The following is a 23103-nucleotide window of genomic DNA, read 5'->3' as shown; positions in this document are numbered from 1 at the left end:
TCCCCACACCCCCCCCCCCCGCCCCCCCACCCCCCCCCCCCCCCGGCCCCCCGCCCCCCCCCCCCCCCCCCCCCCCCCCCCCCCCCCCCCCCCCCCCGTTCTCAGTAGCGCCAGGGGTTTCCGGTCTCGCGGTACTCCTCCACCGGCACCAGCGGCACACCGGGCGCCATGCGGTCGACGTAGAGGCGCCCGTCCAGGTGGTCGATCTCGTGCGCGACCAGCCGCGCCATCGCGTACTCGAAGGACGTGATCACCCGGCTGCCGTCCCACAGGGCGTGTTCCACGTCGATCCGCAGCGGCCGGGGCACCAGGCCTCTGTGGTCGAAGAAGGAGAGACAGCCCTCGTACTGCTCGTCGGTCTCGGCGGCGGCGTCCACCACCCGGGGGTTGAGCAGCACCACCGGTTCGGCCGCGCGGTCGGCCGGGCGCACGAGCGCGGCGGACCAGCCGATGCCGAGCTGCGGGGCGGCCAGGCCGACGCCCTTGCTGAACGGGTGCAGCTCGTCCAGGCGGGCCAGCATCCCCGCGAGCCGGTCGATCACCTGCCGGGCGTGCTGTTCGTCGGCCGGGAGGTCGAACTGGCGGGCCCGCTGCCGCAGCAGGTCGTCGCCGCGCTGCACGATGCCCACCGCCCGCATCCGGTCGCTGGCCCGCACCCGGGCGCCACCGGTCGGCGCGCTGTCCGGTTCGGCGTCCGGCTCGGGGCTGCGGAACCGCCACTGCATCCGGTATCGGGCGTTCAGCGGCGGGTCGTCGGTCCCCCAGTCGAAGATCACCCGGTCGCCCTCCACCGCCCGCTGGATCGGGGTACGCAACGGCCCCTCCTCCGCCGACAGCGAGGTCTCCGCGCCCCACACCTTGGGGTCGAGGTCCGCGGGCAGGTCGAGCCGCACCGCCAGGTGCCGGGTGGGCAGGCGTACGGCCCGCTGGAACCAGGGGCCCCACTTGTCCCGGCCGACGCGGTACGCGTACTCGATGGTGACCCGGTCGCCGGGATAGAGCGGGAACCGTCCCTCGTCGTTCTCGAACAGCACCCAGATCTCCTTGAACGCGTCCCGGTCGTGCTTGGCCCGCCAGTGCATCGGCTCGCGTCCGTTTCCGTCGTCCCGGTAGGCGGTGAGCTGAAGCTCGGCGAAGGTGAGCGGGTGTTCCCGGTGGTGCCGGTTGGAGCGGCCCGGGTCGTTCGGGTAGCGGTCGACGGCGACCCGGACCAGGTAGCGGGTCACCGGTTCGGTGCCCGCGTTGTACAGCTCCCGGCGGATCGCGCAGTGGTAGCCGTCCCCGGTGTGGGTGAGCGTGGCCACCTCCTGTTCCACCACCAGGCCGGTGCCCGGCGGCAGCCACTGGCCGGGGACCGGGTCACGGTGCGCCGCGCCGGCCCGGCCGTGCCGCAGTTCGTCGTACTCCCGGAAGCGTTGCCAGATCGCGCCGCCGGCCTCCAGGACGGCCTCGGCCCGGCGGGCGAAGTCCTCGGTGGGGCGGTGCCGTCGCCCTTCGACGTGGCTGACGTAGGACGGGTCGAAGCCCATGAGCGTCGCCAGCTGCTTCTTGGACAGCCCTCGGCCGGTACGGTGCTGGGCGAGTGCCGTCGCGAACGAGTCGGCGGCACGCTCGATCGGTGAGGTCGTCATCAGCTTCCTCGTACGCGGGAAGACCATTTTCACGTTCAGTGGCCGAACGTGTACGGAAACTGCCTCGTATTCGACACTCACCTTGACTTTTCAGCGACGTACGTCGATCATTACGTCGTCTGCCGCCGGGCTCCGGCGGCGTTTTTCGTCTCCCGGGCCGGGTAGTCCCCCGGCCGGAGCGGAGTGACCGGGACCTCCCCGCGACGCCCGGGACGTCACTTCCCCTCCCGCCCAGGGAGTGGTTAGGCTAGCCTTAGCTTTGGTCGACGGCCCGCGCCGACCGGCACGGCGAGCGGACAGGGGACGGCCAGGTGACTGCGGTGATGCCGGGGCGCGACGCCGCCACCCCGCTCGCCCCGGTGACAGCGACCCTGCGCGCCATGTTCGGCACCGACGACCTGCCCGGGCTCGCGCCCGGCCTGCTGGTCCACGACGAGCTGGACCGCTGGTCCCCGGCCACCCGGCTGATCGACGGCACGCTGCTGTCCGAGTTCCTGACCGCCGCCGGCCGCCGCTGGGGTGGCACCCCGCACGCCTGTGCCGCGCTGGCCTGGAAGTCCTACAGCTACTGGACCGCGCTGCCCGCCGTGCTCGGCTGGGCGTCCGCCCGCCGGGTGCCGCTGCTCGACGCGGCCGACGTGCTCGTGCACTTCGAGGACCACCACCAGCTCCTCACACTGGGGCTGCGCGCCTCGACGCCGGTGGCGGTGCTGCCCGGCGACCCGCTGGCGCTGGCCGGCGCCCCGGGCGTACTGGTGGTCCCGGACGAGGCGGCGCTGCTCGGCGCGCTGCGCGCCTCACTGCTCGACGCCCACTTCGCCCCGCTGATCGCCGCCATCCAGGGCGAGGTCCGGATCGGCACCCGTACGCTGCTCGGCTCGGTGGCCTCCGGCATCGCGCACGGCATCCTGCGCGCGTCGGACGCGCTGCCGGGCTCGTCCACGGCGACCGTCGGCACGCTGCTCGACGCGCTCGACCTGAGCGACCTGATCGAGCTGGTGCCGGGCCCGGCCGGCGAGCCGACGGTGCAGCGACGCACCTGCTGCCTGGCGTTCACCCTGCCCCGGCCCAAGGTGTGCCAGGGCTGCTGCGTCCGCCAGGCCTGACCGCTCAGCCGACCAGCGGCCGGACGTCCCACAACCACACCCCGCCGGTACGCCTCGGCGTGATCCCGCTCAGCTCCGTCATCGCCCGGCGCAGCGCCTCTGCCTGCGGCAGCCGGGGGTCGAGGATCACCGCCCCGGCCCGCCAGTGGCGCAGGTCGTCCACGGCGGCCACCCGGTCCTGCGGCGTGATCGGCGGCACCCCGTCGGTACGCCGTACCGTCTCGAAGAACGTGCTGGTGGGACGCGGCGGCGCGGTGAAGAGGGCGATCCGGTCCCCGCCGGGGCGGGTGTCCGGATAGAGGAAGTAGCCGCGCGCCAGCGGCATGTCCAGCCGGGTCTCGGCGGACCAGCGCAACGGGACCGCGTACGTGGTGTCGGGCAGCGGCAGCGTGACGATGCTCCGCCCGTCGGCGACGTACGGGCGCCAGGCGCCGGAGGTGACGAACGCCGGGGTCGGTTCGAGGCGCTTGGCGGGCAGCGGGGTCGGCAGGATCGGCACGAGCGCCATGGCGAGCACGGTGACGGTGGCGAACCGGATCTGGCCGCGCGCGTCCGGGTGCCGCACGGCGAGCCGCCGGGCCCGGTCGGCGCCGAGCGCGAGCAGCACGCCGATGATCGGGGTGAGCGCCAGCGACCAGCGGGTGGGCACCACCGAGTGCAGGACCGGCAGGTTCTCCAGCGCGGCCCAGGGGCCGGGGATGCCGGTGTCCCGCCCGTCGTAGCGGATCTCCCGGCCGAGCGAGAAGAGGGCGAACACGAGCCCGAGCGCGGCGAGCCCGAGCACCACCGCGTTGCGGCGCAGCCACCAGACCAGCGCGAGCACCAGGATCACCAGTGGCCACCCGAAGAACGCGTTCTCCTCGGTGGCGTTCTTGACGAGCGGTTCGCTGCCCCGGGCGTCGCCCGCCACCGACTCCCGGGACCAGGCCACGTACGCGGCGAGGTCGGTGGAGTAGCCCCGGATCAGCGTGGAGAGCCCGCTGTACGAGCCGGGGCCGAAGAACTGGACCCAGAGCGGGTACGCGAGCAGCGCCCCGGCGACCACTGCGGCCACCGCGAGCCCGGCGGCGAACGGGCGGGCCGCCGACCGCAGCTCGGGCCGGCCGAGCGCCAGCGCGAGCACCACCACGCCGAGTCCGATGGCGGTCATCAGCAGGATCTCCAGGTTGAGGAACGCCTGCCAGACCACCACCAGGGCGAGAAGTAGGCCGTTGCGCAGCCACCGGCCGGGCTCGGCCAGCCGCAGCGTCCGCCAGATGATCAGCGGCACCACGAACTGGCTGACGATGTTGGGGTGCGAGTTGGCGTGCGAGACCATGGCCGGCGCGAACGCGCAGAAGGCCGCGCCGAGCCAGGCCGGGCCACGGGCCCCGACCACCACGCGGGAGAGCAGGAAATACCAGGCCACTCCGGTCGCGGCGAGCCCGAGTGTGAGGAAAATCAGGAATGACCAGCGCGGCCCGGCCCAGAGGGTTATCGGGGTGAGCGGTATGGATACGGATAATACGGACGTATTAGCCATCAGATTGACGACGTCCGGCACATTCATCCGGTCGGAGGTGAACGGATAGGCAAAATCAGTGACGACTCGCGCACCGTGCGCCATCATCCATTCGAATTGCGCCTGATCTGTCCGATTATCTCGAATGCCATTGCGGGGATCCACCCACAGGCGAGCCGTCACCCAGAGCGCGAGCAGCACGAAGCTGAGCACGGCCAGCGCGTCGATCCGCCTGCCCCGCCCCGATTTCGCCGAGTCCACGTCCGAATCCGGAGTAGTCATGACATTTCAGAGCGTAGTCACGGAATGGCGGTCAGGTGCGAGGTTCCGCAGACTCACGTAGTATGTGCCGGGTTCGCCGACCCGCCGATCCGACGCCCCTCCGGACCACAATTCGGCCCATCTGCGTCCCCCGATTTCCCCAACAGGCATCCAGATGGTTGACTCTGACGGTCCAGGCGCGGGTCAGTCATATCGTGAGGAATCGACGCATGGCAGAAATCACTGGGGATCAGCGCGTCCAGTCCGAGGTGCTCGAAGGCCTGGCGACAGCTGTCAACCACCGGCAGTGGTTCGTCGAGCTGGCGGTGCCCTACCTCGGTGACAACCCGATCGAGATCGGCAGCGGACTGGGCGACTACGCCTCCGCCTGGGCCGCACACGCGCCCCGGATCACCGCCACCGAGGCCGACCCCGACCGGCTGATCCAGCTCAAGGAGCGGCTGTCCGACCAGCCCCGCGTCGAGGTCCGCGAGATGCTGCTCCCGCACCACGAGCGCGGCGACTACAGCGCGGCCGTGTCCTACAACGTGCTGGAGCACATCGACGACCACGTCGGCGCGCTGCGCAGCATGCGGGAGCTGGTCCGCCCCGGCGGTGCGGTCGTCATCATCGTGCCGGCTTTCCAGTTCGCCATGAGCCCCGCCGACATCGCCACCGGCCACGTCCGCCGCTACACGAAGAAGACGCTCGCCGCGGCGATGACCGAGGCGGGCCTCACCGTCGAGCGGATCCACTACGCCAACGCGCTCGGACTGATCGGCTACTTCATGGCCACCAAGGTCTTCCGGCTGATGCCGAAGGAGGGCCCGATGGTCAAGGTGTACGACACCCTCGTCCTGCCGGTCACCAAGGCCGCCGAGCAGATCGTCCGGCCGCCCTTCGGCCAGTCCGTCTTCGCCGTAGCCCGCGTGTAAGGAAGGGCCCCTTGTTAACAGACGTCTGTTAACAAGGGGCCCTTCCTTACACCTCACTCCTTGATCTGGTACGTGGGGCGGATGACCGCCCGGGCCAGGGTGTGGAACGCCAGGTTGAAGCCGACGAACGCCGGGCTCGCCCCGGCGGGGATGTCGAGGCGGTCCACGTCCACCGCGTGCACCGCGAACACGTACCGGTGCGGGCGGTCCCCGGCGGGCGGCGCCGCGCCCCCGTAGCCGGTGTCGCCGTAGTCGTTGCGGACGCTGAACGCGCCGCCCAGATCGGCCTCGTCGACCCCGCTGGGAAGCTCGGTGACGGACGCCGGCACGTTCACCAGCACCCAGTGCCAGAAACCGCTGCCGGTCGGGGCGTCCGGGTCGAAGCAGGTGACCACGAAGCTCTTGGTCTCGGCCGGGAAGCCCGACCAGGACAGCTGCGGTGAGACGTTCTCGCCGCCGGTGCTGCCGTGCGCGTACCGCGCGTCCATCGGCTCGCCGTTGTGCACGTCGTCACTGGTCAGGTCGAACGACGGCACCGTCGGCAGCAGCTCGTACGGGTCCGGGGCGATCGGTCGTTCCAGGGTCATCGAAACGGTCCTTCCGGGTACGCGAATGTCCTGCGCCCCTTCATACCCCGTTGTCCGCCCCGCCGTGCTGCCGGCGCACCATCTCGTTGATCCAGACCGGCGCGTACGGCGACGTGCAACCAGGCGGCGTCGGATAGTCCCTCAGCACACCGAGCCGCTCCCCGATCCCGATCGCGCGCTCCCGGTACGCCGGGTGCTCGATCCCGATCTGCGCCAGGCAGTGGTTCATCGCCCACTGGAGGCGCTCCGGCGCGCCCGCCATCTCCGCCTCGATCACATCGAGCAGACCGGCCAGGTCCAGCCCGTCCGGAGTCCGCGCCACCCGCTCGGTGGTCAGCGCCCAGCCGGCGCTCGCCGCCACCGGATCCGGATCGGCCGACCAGGCCAGGCGCAGCGGCTCGGCGTGCGGGCTCTTCTTCACCACGTAGTTCACCAGCCAGTCGTGCACCTTCGGCGTCCGCGCCTCGCGCAGCATGGCGTCCAGCTCGTCCCGCCCGTACGCCTTCGGCCGGCAGATCAGCAGCGCCAGCAGCCGCGCCGCGCTGTCCCCGGTCGCCCACAGCTCGCGGGCCAGGTCCTGCTGGGTCTTCAGCCGCTTCGCGATCACCCGCAGCTTGCCCAGGTTGACCCCGTGGTCGTCGCCGTGCCGCTCGTTGACCGCGCGGATCTTCGGGTCGTCGAGCTCGGCCAGCTCGGCTGTCACCTCGGCCACCGTCGTCGTCTCCGCCACCAGGGCCTCCCGCCGTGTCCGTGTCCCGCAGCCTACGGCCGCACCCGGCGCTCCCGCTGTTCCGGCGCCCCGCCGTCCCTTCCCTTCGCCGCCCCGCCGCCGTCGCCCACATCCCGGCACCGCACATCCGTCGCGCTGGTCGCGACGCCGGGCTGACCGAGGGGCTACGCGACGTCGGACAGGCGGCAGAGCTCTCAGCGGGCCCTATCCCTGACGCGCTCAGGGCGCGGTGGTGGTTCCTGCCATCGACGTTTGCCCGGTACCCGGGTTTGCCTATACGTACCGCTTCGCGGGTCCGGCACGTGTACCCGTCTGTCGTCTCCTACTCTGACGCCTTCGGAGGGCATCGGGGAGGCATGGGTGACGGATGTCGATTGGTCGCGAATGGGGTACGGGTCGTGGTCGGACCTTGCCGTGGTGCGGGAACGGCTCGCGGCCGGCGCTGACCCGAACACCCTCGTAGGCGGGCGCGGGCGGCCATTGCACCACGCGGCGCAGATGGGCTCGTCCGAGGTGGTGACGGAACTGGCCCGGGTCGTGGACGACGTGGACGCCGTGGACGACGGACGCACCGCGCTCTGGCTCGCCGTACATGCTGGCAAGCCCGCCAACGCCCGCGCGCTCGTGGCCGCCGGCGCGGATCCGGAGCTGCCAATGATGGCCGGCTGGTCACCGGCGCGGCTGAGCCTGGCCGGGGCGACGCTTGCTCTGTTCGACACGAGCGTGACGCTGACGGAGGCGGAGGCCGCCACGGTCGCAGAGGCGCGCAGGCTCATCGACGCGCTGGCCGATATCGACAGCGAAGGTATGAGCCTGTGCTGCGTGGCCGGGATCGACGCTACCGAGGCGGTGCGGCGTCTGGACGCCACGGTGATCGAGGATCAGATCGTCGTCGAGGACATGTGGGACGCTGACGAGGACGAGTCGATCCGGATACTCGGGGTCACAGACGTGCCGGGCGGCTTCGTCGTCAGCCAGCCCTGGGCGTACGGCGCATCAATGCCGTTGGTCGCGCTGCTGCTGTCGGCTGACACGGTGTGTTACGGCATGTACGTCAACCCCAAGAGCGGCAACCAGGGCGCGGCCGTGCACGATGGTGTCATCACCGGCTGGGGCCTGAACCCGGGCGGCGGCTGGTCTGAGGCGAACGCCTCCACGGCCGAAGTTCTGCGCGATTTCCTGTACCGGGGCCACGCCATCGAGTACTGCTGCGCCTACGCCGCGGTGCGCCCTGCCGACGCCCGCCCATTCACCGAGCCGGACCGGTGGGTGCGGCTGCCCGCCCGCGACTGGTGGGCAGTTTCGGTGAACTAACGGGACGAAGTGAGACTGACTCGCCATTCACGGAAGCGCCCCCCGGCCAGCATTCGCGCTGGTCAGGGGGAGTTTGGCTGTCCAGGTGGGCGGAGGGTGTGGGATTCGAACCCACGAAGACATCGCTGCCTTACCGGTTTTCAAGACCAGCGCCATCGGCCACTAGGCGAACCCTCCCGGCACGCCCCCGAGGGGTGCGCGACCGGAACCAGTCTGCCACGAACCCCGTACCGGGCAAGCCGCCGTCCCACCTCCCCTGCGAGAATGGGTGCGTGTGGCAGAGCCCGGCAGTAGTGCTGATCAGCGGAATCATGGCGGCCGGCAAGTCCACAGTGGCCGAGTCGCTGGCCCGGCGGCTGCCCCGCGCGGTGCACCTGCGCGGCGACGTGTTCCGCAGCATGATCGTCAGCGGGCGGGCCGACATGACAGCCGAGCCCACCGACGAGGCGCTGCGGCAGCTCCGGCTCCGTTACGACCTGGCCGCCTCGGCCGCCGACCGGTACGCGGCGGCGGGCTTCACAGTCGTACTCCAGGACGTGGTGCTCGGCGCGGAGCTGCCAGCCATGATCGGCCGCATCCGGCACCGCCCGCTCGCCGTGGTGATGCTCGCGCCCCGGCCCGAGGTGGTCGCCGCCCGCGAGCGGGACCGGCCGAAGAACGGGTACGGCGACTGGCCGGTGGCGGACCTGGACGCCGGGTTCCGGGCCGACACGCCCCGGCTCGGGCTGTGGCTGGACACCTCCGAGCAGACCCCGGAGGAGACGGTGACGGAGATCCTCGCCCGCGCGTGGACCGACGGGCAGATCGGGTAAGACTGAGGCATGCGCGCGATCACGATCACGGAACCCGGCGGACCCGAGGCGCTCGTCTGGACCCAGGTGCCGGATCCGGAGCCCGGCCCCGGTGAGGTGATCGTCGAGGTGCGCGCGAGCGCGGTGAACCGGGCCGACCTGTTGCAGCGGCAGGGGCACTACCCGCCTCCGGCGGGCGCGTCCGCGTACCCCGGTCTGGAGTGTTCGGGGACGGTGCGCGCGCTCGGTCCCGGCGTGACCGGCTGGTCGGTGGGCCAGGAGGTCTGCGCGCTGCTCGCCGGCGGCGGGTACGCCGAACAGGTGGCGGTGCCCGCCGGGCAGTTGCTGCCGGTGCCGGCCGGGGTGGACCTGGTCGACGCGGCGGCGCTGCCGGAGGTGGCCAGCACGGTCTGGTCGAACGTGGTGGACCTGGCCCGGCTGGCCGAGGGGGACACGCTGCTGGTGCACGGCGGCGGCAGCGGGATCGGCACGTTCGCGATCCAGCTCGGCGTGGCGCTCGGCGCGACGGTGGTGACGACCGCCCGTTCGGCGAAGCACGAGCGGCTGCGCGAGCTGGGCGCCGCGCACACGATCGACTACCGCGAGCAGGACTTCGTCGACGAGGTACGCCGGGTCACCGGCGGCCGGGGCGCGGACGTGATCCTCGACATCATGGGCGCGTCCTACCTGCCCCGGAACGTGGCGGCGCTGGCGACCGGCGGGCGGCTCGTGGTGATCGGCATGCAGGGCGGGCGCAAGGGCGAACTCGACCTGGGGATGCTGTTGGCGAAGCGCGCGGCGGTGCACGCGACGGCGTTGCGGTCCCGCCCGGTCGAGGAGAAGGCGGCGATCGTCCGGGGCGTACGCGAGCAGGTGTGGCCCCTGGTGGAGGCGGGCCAGGTCCGGCCGGTGGTGCACGCCCGGGTGGACATGGCCGACGCCGCCGCCGCGCACCGCCTGGTGGAGACGAACGACCACCTGGGCAAGGTGCTGCTGGTCCGGTGAGGGTCAGCCCTGGCCGGGGCGCGGGAGCATGAGGCGCGGGCCAGGGCCCTCGGCGGCGAGCGAGTCCTCCGGGTTGTAGAGCGTGCAGCGCTGCAACGACAGGCAGCCGCAGCCGATGCAGCCGTCCAGGTCGTCGCGGAGCTTGCCGAGCAGCCGGATCCGCTCGTCCAGCCGGTCCCGCCAGGCGCGGGACAGCGCGGCCCAGTCGTCCGGTGTGGGGGTGCGCCCCGACGGCAGCGAGTCCAGCGCCGCCCGGATCTCCTCCAGCGACACACCCACCTGCTGGGAGATCCGGATGAAGGCGACCCGGCGCAGCTCGGTGCGGGCGTAGCGGCGCTGGTTGCCGCCGGTGCGGGCGGCGTGGATCAGGCCGAGCCGCTCGTAGTACCGCAGCGCCGAGGGGGCGACGCCACTGCGGTCGGCGAGCTGCCCGATGGTCAGTGTTGCTTCGTGCATCACACGGCCTTGAGTTGAAGTTCGCTTCAAGTCGGAGGCTATCGGTATGACGACCACCACCGCCAGCGACCTGGGCGCGCTCCTGGACCGGGTACGCGCCGGACGCGAGTTCGGCGCCAACGTGTACTCCACGCTCGACGTGCTCCAGGTGCTCTACGACCGGGTGCTCCGGATCACCCCGGCCACAGTGGCCGACCCGGACCGGGACCGCTTCCTGCTCTCCAAGGGCCACGCGGTCGCCGGGTACTACGCGCTGCTCGCCGCCCGTGGCTTCGTACCGCCCGAGTGGCTGGACGACCAGGGCGGCCCGGCGAGCCGCCTCGGCGACCACCCCGACCGCACGCTCGTGCCGGGCGTCGAGATCGGTTCCGGTTCGCTGGGCCACGGCCTCGGGCTGGGCGTGGGCACCGCGCTCGGGCTGCGGGCCCAGGGCCGCACCGAACCCCGGGTGTACGTGCTGCTCGGCGACGCCGAACTCGACGAGGGCTCCAACCACGAGGCGATCGCGTACGCGGGCGCGACCGGGCTGGGCAACCTGACCGCGATCGTGCTGGACAACCGCTCGGCCACGTACGGCTGGCCGGGCGGCGCGGCGAGCCGGTTCACGGTGAACGGGTGGAGCGCCGCCACCGTCGACGGGCGCGACCACGACGCCCTGCACACCGCCCTCACCGGGCACGACGAGCACCGGCCGCACGTCGTCGTCGCGGTCGTCACGGACGGGGAGTGACAATGACCAGCACCATGCGGGACGCGTTCGTGACAAGCACCGAGGAGGTTCTCGCCGATCCGCGTACGACAGTCGTGCTCGCCGACATCTCCGCCGCCGCGTTCGAGCCGGCCGCCGCCCGGTACCCGGACCGGGTGGTAAACGTCGGCATCCGGGAACAGCTGATGATCGGGGTGGCCGGTGGGCTGGCGCTGACCGGGCAGCGGCCGATCGTGCACAGTTACGCCCCGTTCCTGGTCGAGCGGGCGTACGAGCAGATCAAGCTGGATCTCGACCACCAGGACGTCGGCGCGGTGCTCGTCGGCATCGGCGGCTCGTACGACCGGGCGGCGGCGGGACGCACCCACCTCGGGCCGGCGGACGTGGCGCTGCTCGACACGCTCGACGGCTGGACGGTGCACGTGCCGGGGCACCCGGACGAGGTCCGGCCGCTGCTGCGTGACGTGGTGTGCGGGCAGGACTCGGCGTACCTGCGGCTGTCCGTCCGGACCAACGCGCGGGCGTACCCGCAGGCGGGTGACCTGCGTGTGGTGCGGGACGCCGGGCCGGGCGCGCCGCTGCTGGTGGCGGTCGGTCCGGTGCTGGACGCGGCGGTGGCCGCCGTCACCGACCGGCCGGTCACAGTGGCCTACACGCACCGGCCGCGCCCGTTCGACACCGCCGGGCTGCGGGCACTCGCCGGCACCGAGGTGATCCTGGTCGAGCCGTACCTGGCCGGCACCTCGACGCGGGTGGTGTCCGAGGCGCTGGCCGACCGGCCGCACCGGCTGCTCGCGCTCGGGGTGGGCCGCGGGGACCTGCGCCGCTACGGCAGCGCCGAGGACCACGAACGCTGGCACGGCCTGGACGCCGCAGGGCTGCGCCGCTCGGTCGACGCCTTCCTCACCTGAGCGTCCCGGACACGGCGGAACCCCGCGACCTCGGCTCGTGCCGGGCTCGCGGGGTTCCGTCGTTCAGGCTCAGTGCGCGGCGGCGGGACCGGCCGGGCGGCGGCGGGCGCGCTCGCGGGCCAGGATCCAGATCGCCTCGACGCCGTCCTTCCAGGTGATCTTCTTGCCCTCCTCGCGGCCCCGCGCGCGGTAGCTGATCGGCACCTCGTAGGGGCGGATCCGGCGGCGCAGCAGCTTGCCGGTGACCTCCGCCTCCATGCCGAAGCCACGGGAGCGGACCTGGAGCGAGCGGTACAGCTCCAGCGGCATCAGCTTGAAGCAGGTCTCCAGGTCGCCGATGTAGGAGTTGTAGAGGACGTTCGCGGCGAGCGTGACGCCCTTGTTGCCCATCACGTACCAGAAGCTGTACGAGCTGTGGCTGCCGAAGGTCCGATTGCCGTAGACGACTGTCGCCCGGCCGTCGAGCACCGGCTCCAGCAGGCGCGGAATGTCCTGCGGGTCGTACTCCAGGTCGGCGTCGAGGATGACCATGTACTTACCCTCGGCGCTGTCGACAGCCGTCTTGATGGCCGCGCCCTTACCGGCGTTGCGCTGGTGGGTGATCACCCGCAGGCGGGCGTCGTCGACCCGGCCGAGGATCTCGCCGGTGCCGTCCCGGCTGCCGTCGTCCACGACGACAAGCTCGATCTCGCAGGGGTAGTCGACGGCCAATGCCTGCTTGAGGGCATCCGCGATACGTTCTTCCTCGTTGTAGACCGGCATGAGGATCGAGAGCTTCACGGAATCTCCACGGAGGCGATGGCAGGTCGGGGCATAGCGTAGCCTGGCACATTGCTCAGGTCACGACAGGCCAGGCACTCTATTCCTGGCGAAGTGGCACCACCACGAGCCGGGCCACGCTCCTGTCGCCGTCCTTCGCGCCGGCCACCCCGACCGTCGTACCGATCTTGATGTCGGTCGATCGGATCGTGGTCCGCCGCTCGACCACCCGCAGCTTCTCGCCGAACGTCCACGTCACCGTGAACCCGTCGGTGGACTTGACGGTCATCGACCTGCCGTCGATCGCTGTCACCTCGCCGCGCTGGACCGCCACCGTCTTCGTACCGCCGTCCCTGGTCCGCACCACCGCCTCGCCGTGCAGCGTGCCGCGCCGCAGCAGCACCCGGGCCCGGTGGCGCTTGTGCCCCTCCTTCGCCCGCTCGCCCTTACCGTCCGGCCCGGCCTGGGGCGTGCCCGACGGCGCCGGCGCGGCGACCGGATCCACGTCCAGTTCGCCGGCGTCGACGCCGAGCGCGGCGAGCGCCTGCCCGTCTGCCCCCAGCGCGGCGCTCACCTCGACCGCGTCGCCGGACGCCGGTCCGGACCGGGCCGCGCCGCACCCGGCGAGCCCGAGCGCCGTGGCGGCGAGCAGTGCGGCGGCGCCGGTGACGATTCGCTGACGTGTCATCTGTGGTCCTCTCCTCACGGTGGTGGACCGAGCGTCCCGCACCGACGCGAGAGGACGGTCAAGCCGATGTTCGAGCCCGGTAAGGATCCGCGGGCACCCGGACCGTGAACGCGGCCCCGCCCTCCGGGGCGTGCCCCGCGGCGATGTCCCCACCGAGCCGCCGGACCAGCCCGGCGGCGAGCGCCAGGCCGAGCCCGCTGCCCACCTTGCGCACCCCCCGGTACCGCTCGTGCAACGCACCGCGCTCGAACGCCACCATCAGGTCGTCGTCGGTGAAGCCGGGTCCGCCGTCCCGGACCTCCAGCACCCCGCCGCCCGCCGGGCCCGCCGCCCGCACCGCGAGCACCACCGGCGCCCCCGGGGGTGCGACCCGCAGCGCGTTCTCCAGCAGCCCGTCCACCACCTGCCGGATCCGGCCCGGATCGGTGTACGCCGGCACCGGCTCACCCGGTGTCTCCAGCCGGAACGGCACCCCGAGCGCGGCGCACCGGCCGGACCAGGTGCGCTCCGCGTCGGCGGCGACCCGGCTCAGGTCGACAGGGACCGGTTCCAGCGGGAAGTCGACCGCTTCCAGCCGGGCCAGCGCCAGCAGGTCGCGGACCAGCCGGTCCAGGTGCTCGGCCTCGGCGAGCACGGTACGGCCGGTCGCCGGCACCGCGTCGGCCTCGATCACCCCGTCGGCCAGCGCCTCGGCGTAGCCGCGGATGGCGGTGAGCGGCGTACGCAACTCGTGCGAGACGGAGAGCAGGAACTCGCGCTGCCGTCCCTCACTCGTGGCGAGCGCGGCGGCCAGGCCGTTCAGCGCGTACGCCAGGTCCGCCACCTCGTCGGGCGGCTCGACCGGTACCCGGACCGCCCGGTCCCCGGCACGCAGCCGGGCGGCGGCCGTGGCGGCGGTACGGATCGGCCGGGCCAGCCGGCGGGCCAGCAGCGCCCCGGCGGCCGCCCCGGCGGCGAGCCCGGCGAGCAGCGGCAGCCAGAGCCCGCGCAGCACCTGCCGCCACGGTCCGGTGCTCCGGGCCCGGGTCAGCACCACCCCGTCCCGGCCGGGCAGCGCCCGCGCCTCGACCAGCCGGCGTTCCCCGTCGACCAGCCGCCGGCCGGAGACGTTCTCGCCGCCCGCCACCCGGGTCACGAGCGCTCTGGGCAGGCCCGGCCGGTCGGCCCGGCCGTCGCGGATCACGTACACCTCGATCCGCTGCTGGCGCAGTTGCCGCACGAGCCGGTCCCCCGCGCCGTCGCGCCGGCCGGCCGGCCGCACCCGGAGCACGTCGGCGGCGAGCCGCGCCTGGGCGGCGAGCGCCTCCTGGTCCCGGCGCTCCGCGCCGCGTATCGCCAGGGGCACCGCGACGAGCGCGGTGACAAGCACCGACACCAGCGCCACCGCGCAGGTGGCGAGCACGGCGCGGGCGGTGAGCGTCCGCCCGGGGCGGCGCCGCGTCGGCTCGTTCGGTTCAGGCATCGGCGGCGTACCCGACGCCCCGATGGGTGCGGATCACGCTCGCCGCGCCGAGTTTGGCCCGTACCTGCGCCACGTGCACGTCGACGGTCCGGGTGCCGCCGTGTGCCGCGTACCCCCACACGCCGGCCAGCAGTTCCTCCCGGGTGAACACCCGGCCGGGGCGGGCCATCAGGTGGGCCAGCAGGTCGAACTCGGTGGAGGTGAGCTGCACCGGCGTACCGGCGGCGGTCACCGTCCGGCGGCCCGGATCGAGCGTGACGGCACCGAGCGTGCGGGGCTGACCGGCGGGCGTGCCGGCGGTGCGGCGCAGCACCGCCCGGAGCCGGGCGAGCAGTTCACGGGGGCTGAACGGCTTTGTGACGTAGTCGTCGGCGCCCAGTTCCAGGCCGACGACACGGTCCACCTCGTCGTCGCGGGCGGTGAGGAAGATGACAGGTGTCCAGTCGCCGTCCGCGCGCAGCCTGCGGCAGATCTCGGTGCCGGCCAGGCCGGGCAGCGCGATGTCGAGCACGCAGGCCACCGGGCGCAGGCGCCGCGCGGCGGCCAGCCCGGCCTCGCCGTCACGTTCCAGGTGTACGCCGAACCCGTCCCGGGTCAGGTAGAGCCGGACCAGGTCGGCGATGGCCGGCTCGTCCTCCACCACGAGGACGAGCCCGGGCGGGGCGGCGATGGTCACCGGCCCATGATGACCGACCGGTGGCCGCCCGGCCGGTCACCGAATGTTCGGATCCGGTAAGGACGTCAGCGGGCCGGTGCCGGACGCAACACCGAGGGCCGGGTGCCCGCCGGCTGGTCGCCGATGGTCGCCACCACCCGCTCGGCCGGGGTACGCAGGCGGGTCCGGAAGGCGTGGTTGAGCAGGGCGTCGAGCTGCCACACCTGCTTCGGGTGGTGGGTACGCAGGACGAAGCGCTCGCGTACCCCGTCGATCGCGGTGGCCGCCAGCTCCACGCGGTGCGCGCGGGCATCCGGGCTCCACGTCACGTTGCTCAGCTCGCGCAGTTCGGTGTTGAGGTGCAGGCGCAGCCGGTGCAGCACCCGGGTCTGCCGGGTGACCACCAGGCGGCGGTGGGTGAGCAGCATCAGGTAGTCGCCGCCGACCGGGTCGTCCGGGCGGCTGCATCGGGTGACCAGGATGGTCGCGTCGCCGGAACCGACGCACCGGCGGAACACCGGCATGTGCCGGGTGACGGTCTGGGTCGCCAGGCCGGTGTCGGCGGCGGCCGGAAGGAACGTTCGCGAGAACACGTCCATGTGAGGTGCAACGAGCCGATGACCTGGGGTGATATGGGTCACGGCCGATTTCTGGAACTTCCACACCTGCAAGTCGCACCAGCGGTGCGACTCCGCCGCCGGTCGGATCAGAGCAGCTCGACGATCGTGGCGTTGGCCATGCCACCGCCCTCGCACATGGTCTGGAGGCCGTAGCGGATGCCGTTGTCCCGCATGTGCTGGAGCATCGTGGTCATGATCCGGGCACCGGACCCGCCGAGCGGGTGACCGAGCGCGATCGCACCGCCCCGGGGGTTGAGCCGCTCCGGGTCCGCCTCGGTCTCGGCCAGCCAGGCCAGCGGCACCGGGGCGAACGCCTCGTTCACCTCGTACACCCCGATCTCCTCGATGCCCAGCCCCGCGCGGCGCAGCGCCTTCGCGGTGGCCGGGATCGGCGCGGTGAGCATGGTGACCGGGTCGTCGGCGGCGACCACGGCGGTGTGCACCCGGGCCAGCGGGCGCAGGCCGTGCCGGCTGGCCCACTCGGCCGTGGTGACCGCGAGCGCGGCGGCGCCGTCGGAGATCTGCGACGCGGACCCGGCGGTGACCACGCCGTCGGCGCGGAACGGGGTGGGCAGCTCGCCCAGCTTCGCCAGCGAGGTGTCGCGGCGGATGCCCTCGTCGGCGGAGAACTTGCCGCCGTCGGCGAGCGCCACCGGCGCCAGCTCGGCCTCGAACGCGCCCGCGTCCTGCGCGGCTGCCGCCTTCTCGTGGCTGGCCAGCGCGAACTCGTCGAGTTGGGTACGGGACAGACGCCACCGCTGGGCGATCAGCTCGGCCCCGACGCCCTGGTTGAACGGCAGTGGCGAGTCCTCGGCGACGCCCTCGACACCGCGGTAGCGCTCCAGGATCGCCGGGCTGAACGGCATGCCACCGGCGACGCTGGAACCCATCGGCACCCGGGTCATCGACTCGACGCCACCCGCGACGACCAGGTCGGCCTGGCCGGAGAGGACCGTCGCGGCGGCGAAGTGCAGCGCCTGCTGGCTCGACCCGCACTGGCGGTCGAGCGTGGTGCCGGGGACCGACTCCGGCCAGCCGGCCGCGAGCACGGCGTTGCGGGCCACGTTCCAGGACTGCTCGCCGACCTGCGACACGCAGCCCCACACCACGTCGTCGACCTGGCCGGGATCGATGCCGGTGCGCTCGGCGAGGGCGCGCAGCACGTGCGCCGAGAGGTCGACCGGGTGCACTCCGGCGAGGCTGCCCTTGCGCCGCCCGACCGGGGTCCGTACCGCGCCGACGATGACCGCGTCACTCATGTCTACTCCCCGGTAACCTCGCTTGCCCCGATAGTACGTGCTGACCCGACCGCCGTCCTCCCCCGGCGTGCGGCCGGGACGGCTGGCATGCTGGGCGGATGGATCCACAGTCACCGCCGGCCCGGCAGTGGCGGGTGCCGCGCGAGGTGCCGGTGCTCAAGGCGCTCGGCGCGCTCGGGCTCGTCGCTCTGGGGCTGGTCTTCGCCGGCGGTGACCCGGTCCGTCCGGGGCTGGCCGGGCTGGCCGCCGCCGGTCTGCTCGGCTGGGCGCTGCGCGACGTGGTCGCTCCGGTCCGCCTCGCCGTCGACCCGGACGGGCTCACCGTGCTGCGGGGGTTCGCGGGGCGACGCCGGCTGCCGTGGGACGCGGTGGAGACGATCCGGCTGGACCGGCGCAGCCGGCGTGGGATCACCGCCGAGACGCTGGAGATCGACGCCGGGGAGTCGCTGCACCTGTTCGGCCGCCGCGACCTGGACGCGCCGCTGGACGAGGTGGCGGCGGCGCTGACCGAGGCCCGCCCGACGGCGGGCTGACGCTCAGCCGAGCAGCGCGGCGGTGCGGACGAGGGTCAGGCCGATCAGCGCGACCAGCACGATCGCGCAGCCTGCCACCTGGAAGACGGTCCGCCGCGACCGTGGCGCGTACGCGAGGACCAGCGCCACCAGCGCGCCGGCCACCAGCCCGCCGAGGTGCCCGGCTACCGAGATGCTCGGCACGGTGAACGTGAAGATCAGGTTGATCACCAGGATCGGCACGATCGCCGAGGTGTCCCGGCCGAGCCGCCGCATGATCACGAAGATGGCGGCGAACAGGCCGAACACGGCCGTCGAGGCACCGGCCGTGAACCGGTTCGGCTCGGCGAAGACGTAGGCCGCGACGTTGCCGCCCAGCCCGGCGAGCAGATAGAGCGCCAGGAAGCGCAGCGGCCCGAGCACCGCCTCAAGCGTCCGGCCGAGCACCCAGAGCGCCCACATGTTCAGCAGCAGGTGCAGCACGCCGTAGTGCAGGAACATGGCGGTGACCAGCCGGTACCACTCACCGTCGGCCACCCCGCCGACGTGCCCGTCGGGGAAGCGCGCCAGGCCGAGCACCGCCCCCCACTCGGTGAGCGGGGTCCCGCTGCCCATCAGGCCGCCCAGACCGCCGCCGGCCACCGCGGTCCCGCTGCGGGCCGAGAGGATGGACAGCAGCATCGTCAGCACGTTCAGCGCGATCAGCGCCTTCGTGACGTTGCCCTGGCGGCCGGCGGCACCGCCACCGAAGGCGGTACGCGCCGGCCGCACGCTGCGGCGTCCCTCGGCGACGCACTCCGGGCACTGGTGGCCGACGGAGGCGTCCCGCATGCACTCGGTGCAGATGGGCCGGTCGCACCGGCTGCACCGGATGTACGTCTCCCGACCGGGGTGCCGGTAGCAGACCGGAGTGGTCGGCACCGGGCCCCCGGTGGCGTCGCCTGGCTGGCCGGAGCGCTCAGTCATGCGAGCAAAGGTACAGGTGTGCCGCTCAGGACTGCTTGCGCTCGATCTCGACCCGCTCGATCACCACGTCCTGGACCGGCCGGTCGCTCGGGCCGGTCGGGGTGTTGGCGATCGAGTCGACCACCTTCGCGGACTGCTCGTCGGCCACCTGGCCGAAGATGGTGTGCCGGTTGTTCAGGTGTGGCGTGGGCGACACCGTGATGAAGAACTGCGAGCCGTTGGTGCCCGGCCCGGCGTTCGCCATGGCCAGCAGGTACGGCCGGTCGAAGCGCAGCTCGGGGTGGAACTCGTCGGCGAACTTGTAGCCCGGACCACCGCGACCGGTGCCGGTCGGGTCGCCCATCTGAATCATGAAACCGCTGATCACACGGTGCGAGACGGTGCCGTCGTAGTACGGACCGCTGCCCGGCTGGCCGGTGCGCGGATCGGTGTACTCCCGGGTGCCCTCGGCCAGCTCCACGAAGTTGCGGACGGTCTTCGGCGCGTGGTTCGGGAAGAGCTCCAGCCGGATCGGGCCGGCGTTGGTGTGCAAGGTGGCGTAGACAGCCTCGGCCACGGGTACTCCTCACTCGTAGTTCAGTTCCTTGCGGATCCTCCCATGTGCCCGATCTGGCCATGCGGAGGCATTCGAAGGTGGAGGATGACGAAGGAACAACTCCCAGGAGGTGGGACCGTGTTTGGAATCGGGCGGCGAAAGACCCAGGGCCAGCTCGCCAAGGTCGAGTTGAACCAGGGCATCGGTCACCTGCGGCAGGCCGCGACGCACGCGGCGAAGGGTGCCGGCGCCACTGTCGGCCCGCGGGTCCAGGCAGCCCGGGTCGCCGTCGCGCCGACCGCGGTCATGGTCCGGGACCGGGCGTCCAGCGGCTTCGCGTCGACCGCCGCGGCGCTCGCCCCGGTGATGCTGGCCGTGCGCAACGCCCGGGTCGAGGCCGCCGGCAAGGCGTCGAGCGGCCGCAAGGTGATGGCCGCGAAGCAGGCCTCGGTGACGAAGAAGGCGAAGAACATGAAGGCCGGAAAGAAGAAGCAGCGCAGGTCGCGGGGCATGACCGCGGGCCTGCTGGTGGCCGGCACCGTCGCCGGTCTGGCCGGCGCGATGGCCATGCGCCGCCGCCGCGAGCAGCAGGAGTGGGCCGAGTACGACCCGACCGGCACGCTCGACACGACCGGCACGCTCGGCGCGAGCGGGCGGGACAAGCTGGAGCCGATGCGGGAGGACGTGGACACGATCGTGGTGGAGACCCCGGACGCGAGCGCGAAGGTGACGCAGGCCGGCCCGACCGGTGCCGGTTCCTCGGCGGTGGCCAAGGGCAGCAGCGCGTCGACCGCCACCTCCGGCAGCCAGCCGGTGATCCACCCCAACGACCAGGTCCCCTCCGTCGCCGAGGGTGCCCGGGACGTCACCGGCCGTCCGGCCGACGACATCACCAAGGCCGTGCAGGCCGGCAAGAACGCCGCGAAGGCCGGCGGTCGCCGCTGACCTCGTACCGTCGGATCAGCGCCGGCACGCGGGACACCCCGCGTGGCCGGCGCTTCCGCGTATACGGCGGCCGGGCCGGCGCGGAGTGACGATGGCTACAGCCAGCCGTTGCGGCGGAACAGGCGGTAGAGCGTGAAGGACGCCGCGAGCATCAGCGCCCAGACGCCCGGATAGCCGTACGTCCACTTCAGCTCGGGCATGTTGTCGAAGTTCATGCCGTAGATGCCGGCGATCGCCGTCCACACCGCACCGATCGCGGCCCAGGCGGCGATCTTGCGCATGTCGTTGTTCTGGTCGACTGTGACCTGGGCAAGCCGGGCCTGGAGGATCGAGTTGAGCAGGTCGTCGTAGGAGTTCACCTGCTCGACGGTGCGGCTGAGGTGGTCCTGCACGTCCCGGAAGTAGCGCCGCACCTCCTGCGGCACCGCGCGGTTGACCTGCGAGGTCAGCGTCATCAGCGGGCGCTGCAACGGCACCACCGCCCGCTTGAACTCGACCAGTTCCCGCTTCATCTGGTAGATCCGCTGGATCCGGCCGCTGCTCTGCCGGTCGAAGACGTCGGCCTCCAGCACGTCGAGGTCGTCCTCCAGCCGGTCGGCCACCTCCAGGTAGAGGTCCACCACCCGGTCGGTGATCGCGTACGCGACCGCCCACGGGCCGTGCCCCAGCAGATCCCGCTTTGCCTCCAGGTCGGCGCGGACCGGAGCCAGCCGGCAGGCGTCACCGTGCCGCACGCTGATCACGAAGTGCGGCCCGATGAAGAGCATCACCTGACCGGTCTCCACCACCTCGGAGTTCTCGGTCAGCTCCGCGTGCTCGCAGTAGCGGGCGGTACGCAGCGCCAGGAAGGCGATCTCACCGAAGTGTTCCAGCTTCGGGCGCTGCTGGGCCTTGACCGCGTCCTCCACCGCGAGTTCGTGCAGGCCGAAGGTGGCGGCGATCTCGGTCATCTCGACGAGGTCCGGTTCGTGCAGGCCGAGCCAGACGAAGCCGTCCCGCTCCTGCCGGGCGGCGGCCAGGGCGTCGGCGTACTGAGGGCGGCCGGGGCGGCGCTCGCCGTCGACGTACAGCCCGCAGTCGACGATCCCGCTGCGCTCCGGGCCGGCCGGCTCGGTCGTACGCGGGGAGCCGTCCGCGTTGAGGATGCGGGACATCGCGCGCACCGGGGCCGACCAGGCGCGGGGGCGTAGTGGCCGGCTGCTCTCGGCGCCGGCGGTTCGGTCGCGTGCCACCCGGTCCGTCATCTCTCGCCCCCTTTCCCTGAAGCTGCGGCTTGCAGGTTACGCCGACCGGCGGGAAGCGCAGCGCGGGCGCGGGAAGGGCCGGTTGCGACCGGCCTCACGCGGCGGCGCCGGGCGGGCCGGGCCGCGTCAGGGGGGTGAGGGGCGACACGGCCCACCCGGCACCCCTTGGGGGCGGGAGTGATGCTGGGCGTGCCGCCGGGCCCGGCCGGGTCGTGCCGGCGCACGGACCGGTCACCGGCAAAAGGTGAGCGGCACTCGCAGCATTGTGGGGGTGCCGGCCGGTCCGGCGGGAGAGCCGAACCGGCCAGCGGGGCCCTTTTGTCAGAAACCCGACAGAAATCAGCCGCGCACGGCGGCCATCGCCTCGGCGAGACGCCGCACACCCTCGTCGATCCGGTCGGCGGTCACCGCCGAGTACGCCAGCCGCAGCGCGTGCCGGCCGCCGTCGATCATGAAGTCGCTGCCCTTCACCACCGCCACCCCGCGCTCGGCGGCGGCCGGCGCGAGCCGGTCGACGTCGACGTCCTCCGGCAGCTCGACCCAGAGGAAGTAGCCGCCGTCCGGCTCCACGAACCGGGCCTCCGGGATGTGCCGGCGCAGCGACTCGGCCAGCACCGCCGACCGCTCGCCGAGCGCCGAGCGGACCGTCCGGATCGACTCCTCGATGGCGCCGGAGACGCAGAACTGGTGCACGATCGCCTGGGCCACCATGCCGGGCGAGATGTAGAGGTTGGTGGCCCGCTTGGCGATCGCCGCGATCAGCTCGGCCGGGCCCACCAGGTAGCCGACCCGCACGCCCGGGCAGACCGTCTTGGTGAAGCTGGAGGCGTGCACCACCACGCCGCGGGTGTCCATCGACAGCATCGAGGGCAGCGGCTCGCCCCGGAAGCGGATGTCCGCGTACGGGTCGTCCTCGAAGATCGTGAAGTCGTACTCGGCGGCGAGATCCAGCAGCTCACGACGCTTCTCCAGGGAGAGGGTCACGCCGGCCGGGTTCTGGTAGTTGGGGATCACGTGCGCCAGCCGCGGGCGTACCCCGGACTCCAGCAGCTTGCGCAGCTCGGCGGTGTCCAGGCCGTCCGGCTGGATCGTCACGCCGTGCACCTCGCCGCCCATCTGCTTGAGGTTGAGCAGCGTGCGGTCGTACGTCGGGCGCTCGACCACCACCGCGTCACCCCGGCGCACCAGGTGGTCGAAGAGGAACGCGTCGGCCTGCAACGAGCCGTTCGTGATCAGCACCTGGTCGGCCTCGACACCGTGCTTCTCGGCGATCCACTTCCGCAACGGCGGGTAGCCGACGGAGGTGCCGTACGCGGTGACCCCGGCGGGGTCGGCGTCGAAGGCGCGGACGGCGGCGGCCTTGAGCCCTTCGACATCGACGATGTCCAGCGAAGGCGCGCCACGGGCGAACGAGATCAGCTGCTCGGCGGTCATGCGCAGAGCCTAGGGCCTGGCTCGGCGGGTCCGACCGCGATACACGCGAAGTTCAACATGCGGGCGGCCGGCCGGGTCACCGGTGCG

General features: G+C 72.7%; 24 protein-coding genes and 1 tRNA gene. 9 read left to right on the top strand and 16 right to left on the bottom strand.

All coding sequences use genetic code 11. The annotated features are described in order from the left end of the window. Nucleotides 1-101: 101 nt before the first annotated feature. The gene (locus tag ACGFIA_RS25845; protein ID WP_393262527.1) at nucleotides 102-1631 is read right to left on the bottom strand and encodes a peptide deformylase; all 1530 of its coding nucleotides are present in this window, start codon (nucleotides 1629-1631) and stop codon (nucleotides 102-104) included. A gap of 323 nt (nucleotides 1632-1954) precedes the next feature. On the opposite strand from ACGFIA_RS25845, the gene ACGFIA_RS25840 reads away from it, so the two are divergent. Beyond that, nucleotides 1955-2737, top strand: coding sequence for a hypothetical protein (locus ACGFIA_RS25840; protein WP_357382292.1), 783 nt, complete (start codon nucleotides 1955-1957; stop codon nucleotides 2735-2737). 4 nt (nucleotides 2738-2741) lie between these two features. Here ACGFIA_RS25840 and ACGFIA_RS25835 read toward each other — a convergent pair whose 3' ends face one another. Further along, a complete protein-coding gene (locus tag ACGFIA_RS25835) occupies nucleotides 2742-4520 on the bottom strand; it encodes a hypothetical protein (RefSeq protein ID WP_357470823.1) in 1779 nt (592 codons plus the stop codon). Nucleotides 4521-4729: 209 nt separating this feature from the next. On the opposite strand from ACGFIA_RS25835, the gene ACGFIA_RS25830 reads away from it, so the two are divergent. Continuing rightward, entirely contained in the window at nucleotides 4730-5434 is a 705-nt protein-coding gene (locus tag ACGFIA_RS25830) for a class I SAM-dependent methyltransferase (protein WP_357381903.1), read from the top strand. Between the two features lie 53 nt (nucleotides 5435-5487). On the opposite strand, the gene ACGFIA_RS25825 is transcribed toward ACGFIA_RS25830, so the two are convergent. Together ACGFIA_RS25825 and ACGFIA_RS25820 are read right to left on the bottom strand one after the other, a co-directional pair. Further along, entirely contained in the window at nucleotides 5488-6021 is a 534-nt protein-coding gene (locus ACGFIA_RS25825; protein ID WP_357381905.1) for a YbhB/YbcL family Raf kinase inhibitor-like protein, read from the bottom strand. A 40-nt stretch (nucleotides 6022-6061) separates the two neighbouring features. After that, nucleotides 6062-6751, bottom strand: coding sequence for a DNA alkylation repair protein (locus ACGFIA_RS25820; protein ID WP_357470820.1), 690 nt, complete (start codon nucleotides 6749-6751; stop codon nucleotides 6062-6064). Between the two features lie 360 nt (nucleotides 6752-7111). On the opposite strand from ACGFIA_RS25820, the gene ACGFIA_RS25815 reads away from it, so the two are divergent. After that, the gene (locus tag ACGFIA_RS25815; protein ID WP_393262523.1) at nucleotides 7112-8065 is read left to right on the top strand and encodes an ankyrin repeat domain-containing protein; all 954 of its coding nucleotides are present in this window, start codon (nucleotides 7112-7114) and stop codon (nucleotides 8063-8065) included. A gap of 90 nt (nucleotides 8066-8155) precedes the next feature. Here ACGFIA_RS25815 and ACGFIA_RS25810 read toward each other — a convergent pair. Then, nucleotides 8156-8242 (bottom strand) — tRNA-Ser (locus tag ACGFIA_RS25810). Nucleotides 8243-8337: 95 nt separating this feature from the next. On the opposite strand from ACGFIA_RS25810, the gene ACGFIA_RS25805 reads away from it, so the two are divergent. Then, on the top strand, nucleotides 8338-8877 hold the full coding sequence (locus tag ACGFIA_RS25805; RefSeq protein ID WP_357381911.1) for an AAA family ATPase: 540 nt from the start codon (nucleotides 8338-8340) through the stop codon (nucleotides 8875-8877). A gap of 9 nt (nucleotides 8878-8886) precedes the next feature. Then, nucleotides 8887-9861: an NAD(P)H-quinone oxidoreductase gene (locus tag ACGFIA_RS25800; RefSeq protein WP_357381913.1), complete on the top strand. Its 975-nt coding sequence runs from the start codon at nucleotides 8887-8889 to the stop codon at nucleotides 9859-9861. A gap of 3 nt (nucleotides 9862-9864) precedes the next feature. Here the strand turns inward: ACGFIA_RS25800 and soxR are convergent, their stop codons facing one another. Next, the gene (soxR, locus tag ACGFIA_RS25795) at nucleotides 9865-10317 is read right to left on the bottom strand and encodes a redox-sensitive transcriptional activator SoxR (protein WP_013289249.1); all 453 of its coding nucleotides are present in this window, start codon (nucleotides 10315-10317) and stop codon (nucleotides 9865-9867) included. Nucleotides 10318-10363: 46 nt separating this feature from the next. Here soxR and ACGFIA_RS25790 point away from each other — a divergent pair, with 46 nt between their 5' ends. After that, complete coding sequence (locus tag ACGFIA_RS25790; RefSeq protein ID WP_357381915.1) at nucleotides 10364-11047, top strand: transketolase; 684 nt, start codon at nucleotides 10364-10366, stop codon at nucleotides 11045-11047. A gap of 14 nt (nucleotides 11048-11061) precedes the next feature. Beyond that, nucleotides 11062-11937, top strand: a complete 876-nt coding sequence (locus ACGFIA_RS25785; protein ID WP_357382294.1) for a transketolase — start codon at nucleotides 11062-11064, stop codon at nucleotides 11935-11937. Between the two features lie 69 nt (nucleotides 11938-12006). On the opposite strand, the gene ACGFIA_RS25780 is transcribed toward ACGFIA_RS25785, so the two are convergent. The 6 genes from ACGFIA_RS25780 to ACGFIA_RS25755 all read right to left on the bottom strand — a co-directional run bounded on the left by ACGFIA_RS25780 (nucleotide 12007) and on the right by ACGFIA_RS25755 (nucleotide 17380). Beyond that, on the bottom strand, nucleotides 12007-12717 hold the full coding sequence (locus ACGFIA_RS25780; RefSeq protein ID WP_357470808.1) for a glycosyltransferase family 2 protein: 711 nt from the start codon (nucleotides 12715-12717) through the stop codon (nucleotides 12007-12009). A 79-nt stretch (nucleotides 12718-12796) separates the two neighbouring features. Continuing rightward, nucleotides 12797-13384, bottom strand: a complete 588-nt coding sequence (locus tag ACGFIA_RS25775; RefSeq protein ID WP_357479740.1) for a hypothetical protein — start codon at nucleotides 13382-13384, stop codon at nucleotides 12797-12799. 58 nt (nucleotides 13385-13442) lie between these two features. After that, complete coding sequence (locus ACGFIA_RS25770; protein WP_393262517.1) at nucleotides 13443-14846, bottom strand: sensor histidine kinase; 1404 nt, start codon at nucleotides 14844-14846, stop codon at nucleotides 13443-13445. Beyond that, nucleotides 14839-15522, bottom strand: a complete 684-nt coding sequence (locus tag ACGFIA_RS25765; RefSeq protein WP_357381921.1) for a response regulator transcription factor — start codon at nucleotides 15520-15522, stop codon at nucleotides 14839-14841. The genes ACGFIA_RS25770 and ACGFIA_RS25765 overlap by 8 nt, the downstream gene beginning before the upstream one ends. Nucleotides 15523-15587: 65 nt before the next feature. Next, nucleotides 15588-16100 (bottom strand): hypothetical protein, encoded by a 513-nt coding sequence (locus ACGFIA_RS25760; protein ID WP_357381923.1) that lies wholly within the window; start codon nucleotides 16098-16100, stop codon nucleotides 15588-15590. 107 nt (nucleotides 16101-16207) lie between these two features. Further along, entirely contained in the window at nucleotides 16208-17380 is a 1173-nt protein-coding gene (locus tag ACGFIA_RS25755; protein WP_357381925.1) for an acetyl-CoA C-acyltransferase, read from the bottom strand. A gap of 98 nt (nucleotides 17381-17478) precedes the next feature. Between ACGFIA_RS25755 and ACGFIA_RS25750 the strand changes: the two genes are divergently transcribed. Then, a complete protein-coding gene (locus tag ACGFIA_RS25750; protein WP_357381927.1) occupies nucleotides 17479-17913 on the top strand; it encodes a PH domain-containing protein in 435 nt (144 codons plus the stop codon). A 3-nt stretch (nucleotides 17914-17916) separates the two neighbouring features. On the opposite strand, the gene ACGFIA_RS25745 is transcribed toward ACGFIA_RS25750, so the two are convergent. Further along, nucleotides 17917-18858: a rhomboid family intramembrane serine protease gene (locus ACGFIA_RS25745; RefSeq protein ID WP_357381929.1), complete on the bottom strand. Its 942-nt coding sequence runs from the start codon at nucleotides 18856-18858 to the stop codon at nucleotides 17917-17919. Nucleotides 18859-18883: 25 nt separating this feature from the next. Then, the gene (locus ACGFIA_RS25740) at nucleotides 18884-19414 is read right to left on the bottom strand and encodes a peptidylprolyl isomerase (protein ID WP_357381931.1); all 531 of its coding nucleotides are present in this window, start codon (nucleotides 19412-19414) and stop codon (nucleotides 18884-18886) included. 84 nt (nucleotides 19415-19498) lie between these two features. Here ACGFIA_RS25740 and ACGFIA_RS25735 point away from each other — a divergent pair, with 84 nt between their 5' ends. Beyond that, nucleotides 19499-20338, top strand: a complete 840-nt coding sequence (locus ACGFIA_RS25735) for a hypothetical protein (RefSeq protein ID WP_357381933.1) — start codon at nucleotides 19499-19501, stop codon at nucleotides 20336-20338. Nucleotides 20339-20433: 95 nt separating this feature from the next. Here ACGFIA_RS25735 and corA read toward each other — a convergent pair whose 3' ends face one another. Further along, entirely contained in the window at nucleotides 20434-21582 is a 1149-nt protein-coding gene (gene corA / locus ACGFIA_RS25730; protein WP_357381935.1) for a magnesium/cobalt transporter CorA, read from the bottom strand. Nucleotides 21583-21921: 339 nt separating this feature from the next. Next, a complete protein-coding gene (locus ACGFIA_RS25725) occupies nucleotides 21922-23016 on the bottom strand; it encodes a PLP-dependent aminotransferase family protein (RefSeq protein ID WP_357381936.1) in 1095 nt (364 codons plus the stop codon). Between the last annotated feature and the right edge of the window lie 87 nt (nucleotides 23017-23103).

Source organism: Micromonospora sp. NPDC049203 (assembly GCF_043197215.1).
Lineage (GTDB): Bacteria > Actinomycetota > Actinomycetes > Mycobacteriales > Micromonosporaceae > Micromonospora.
The sequence above is the reverse complement of the archived record's forward strand: the minus strand, read 5'-3'. Positions and strand labels throughout refer to the sequence as shown.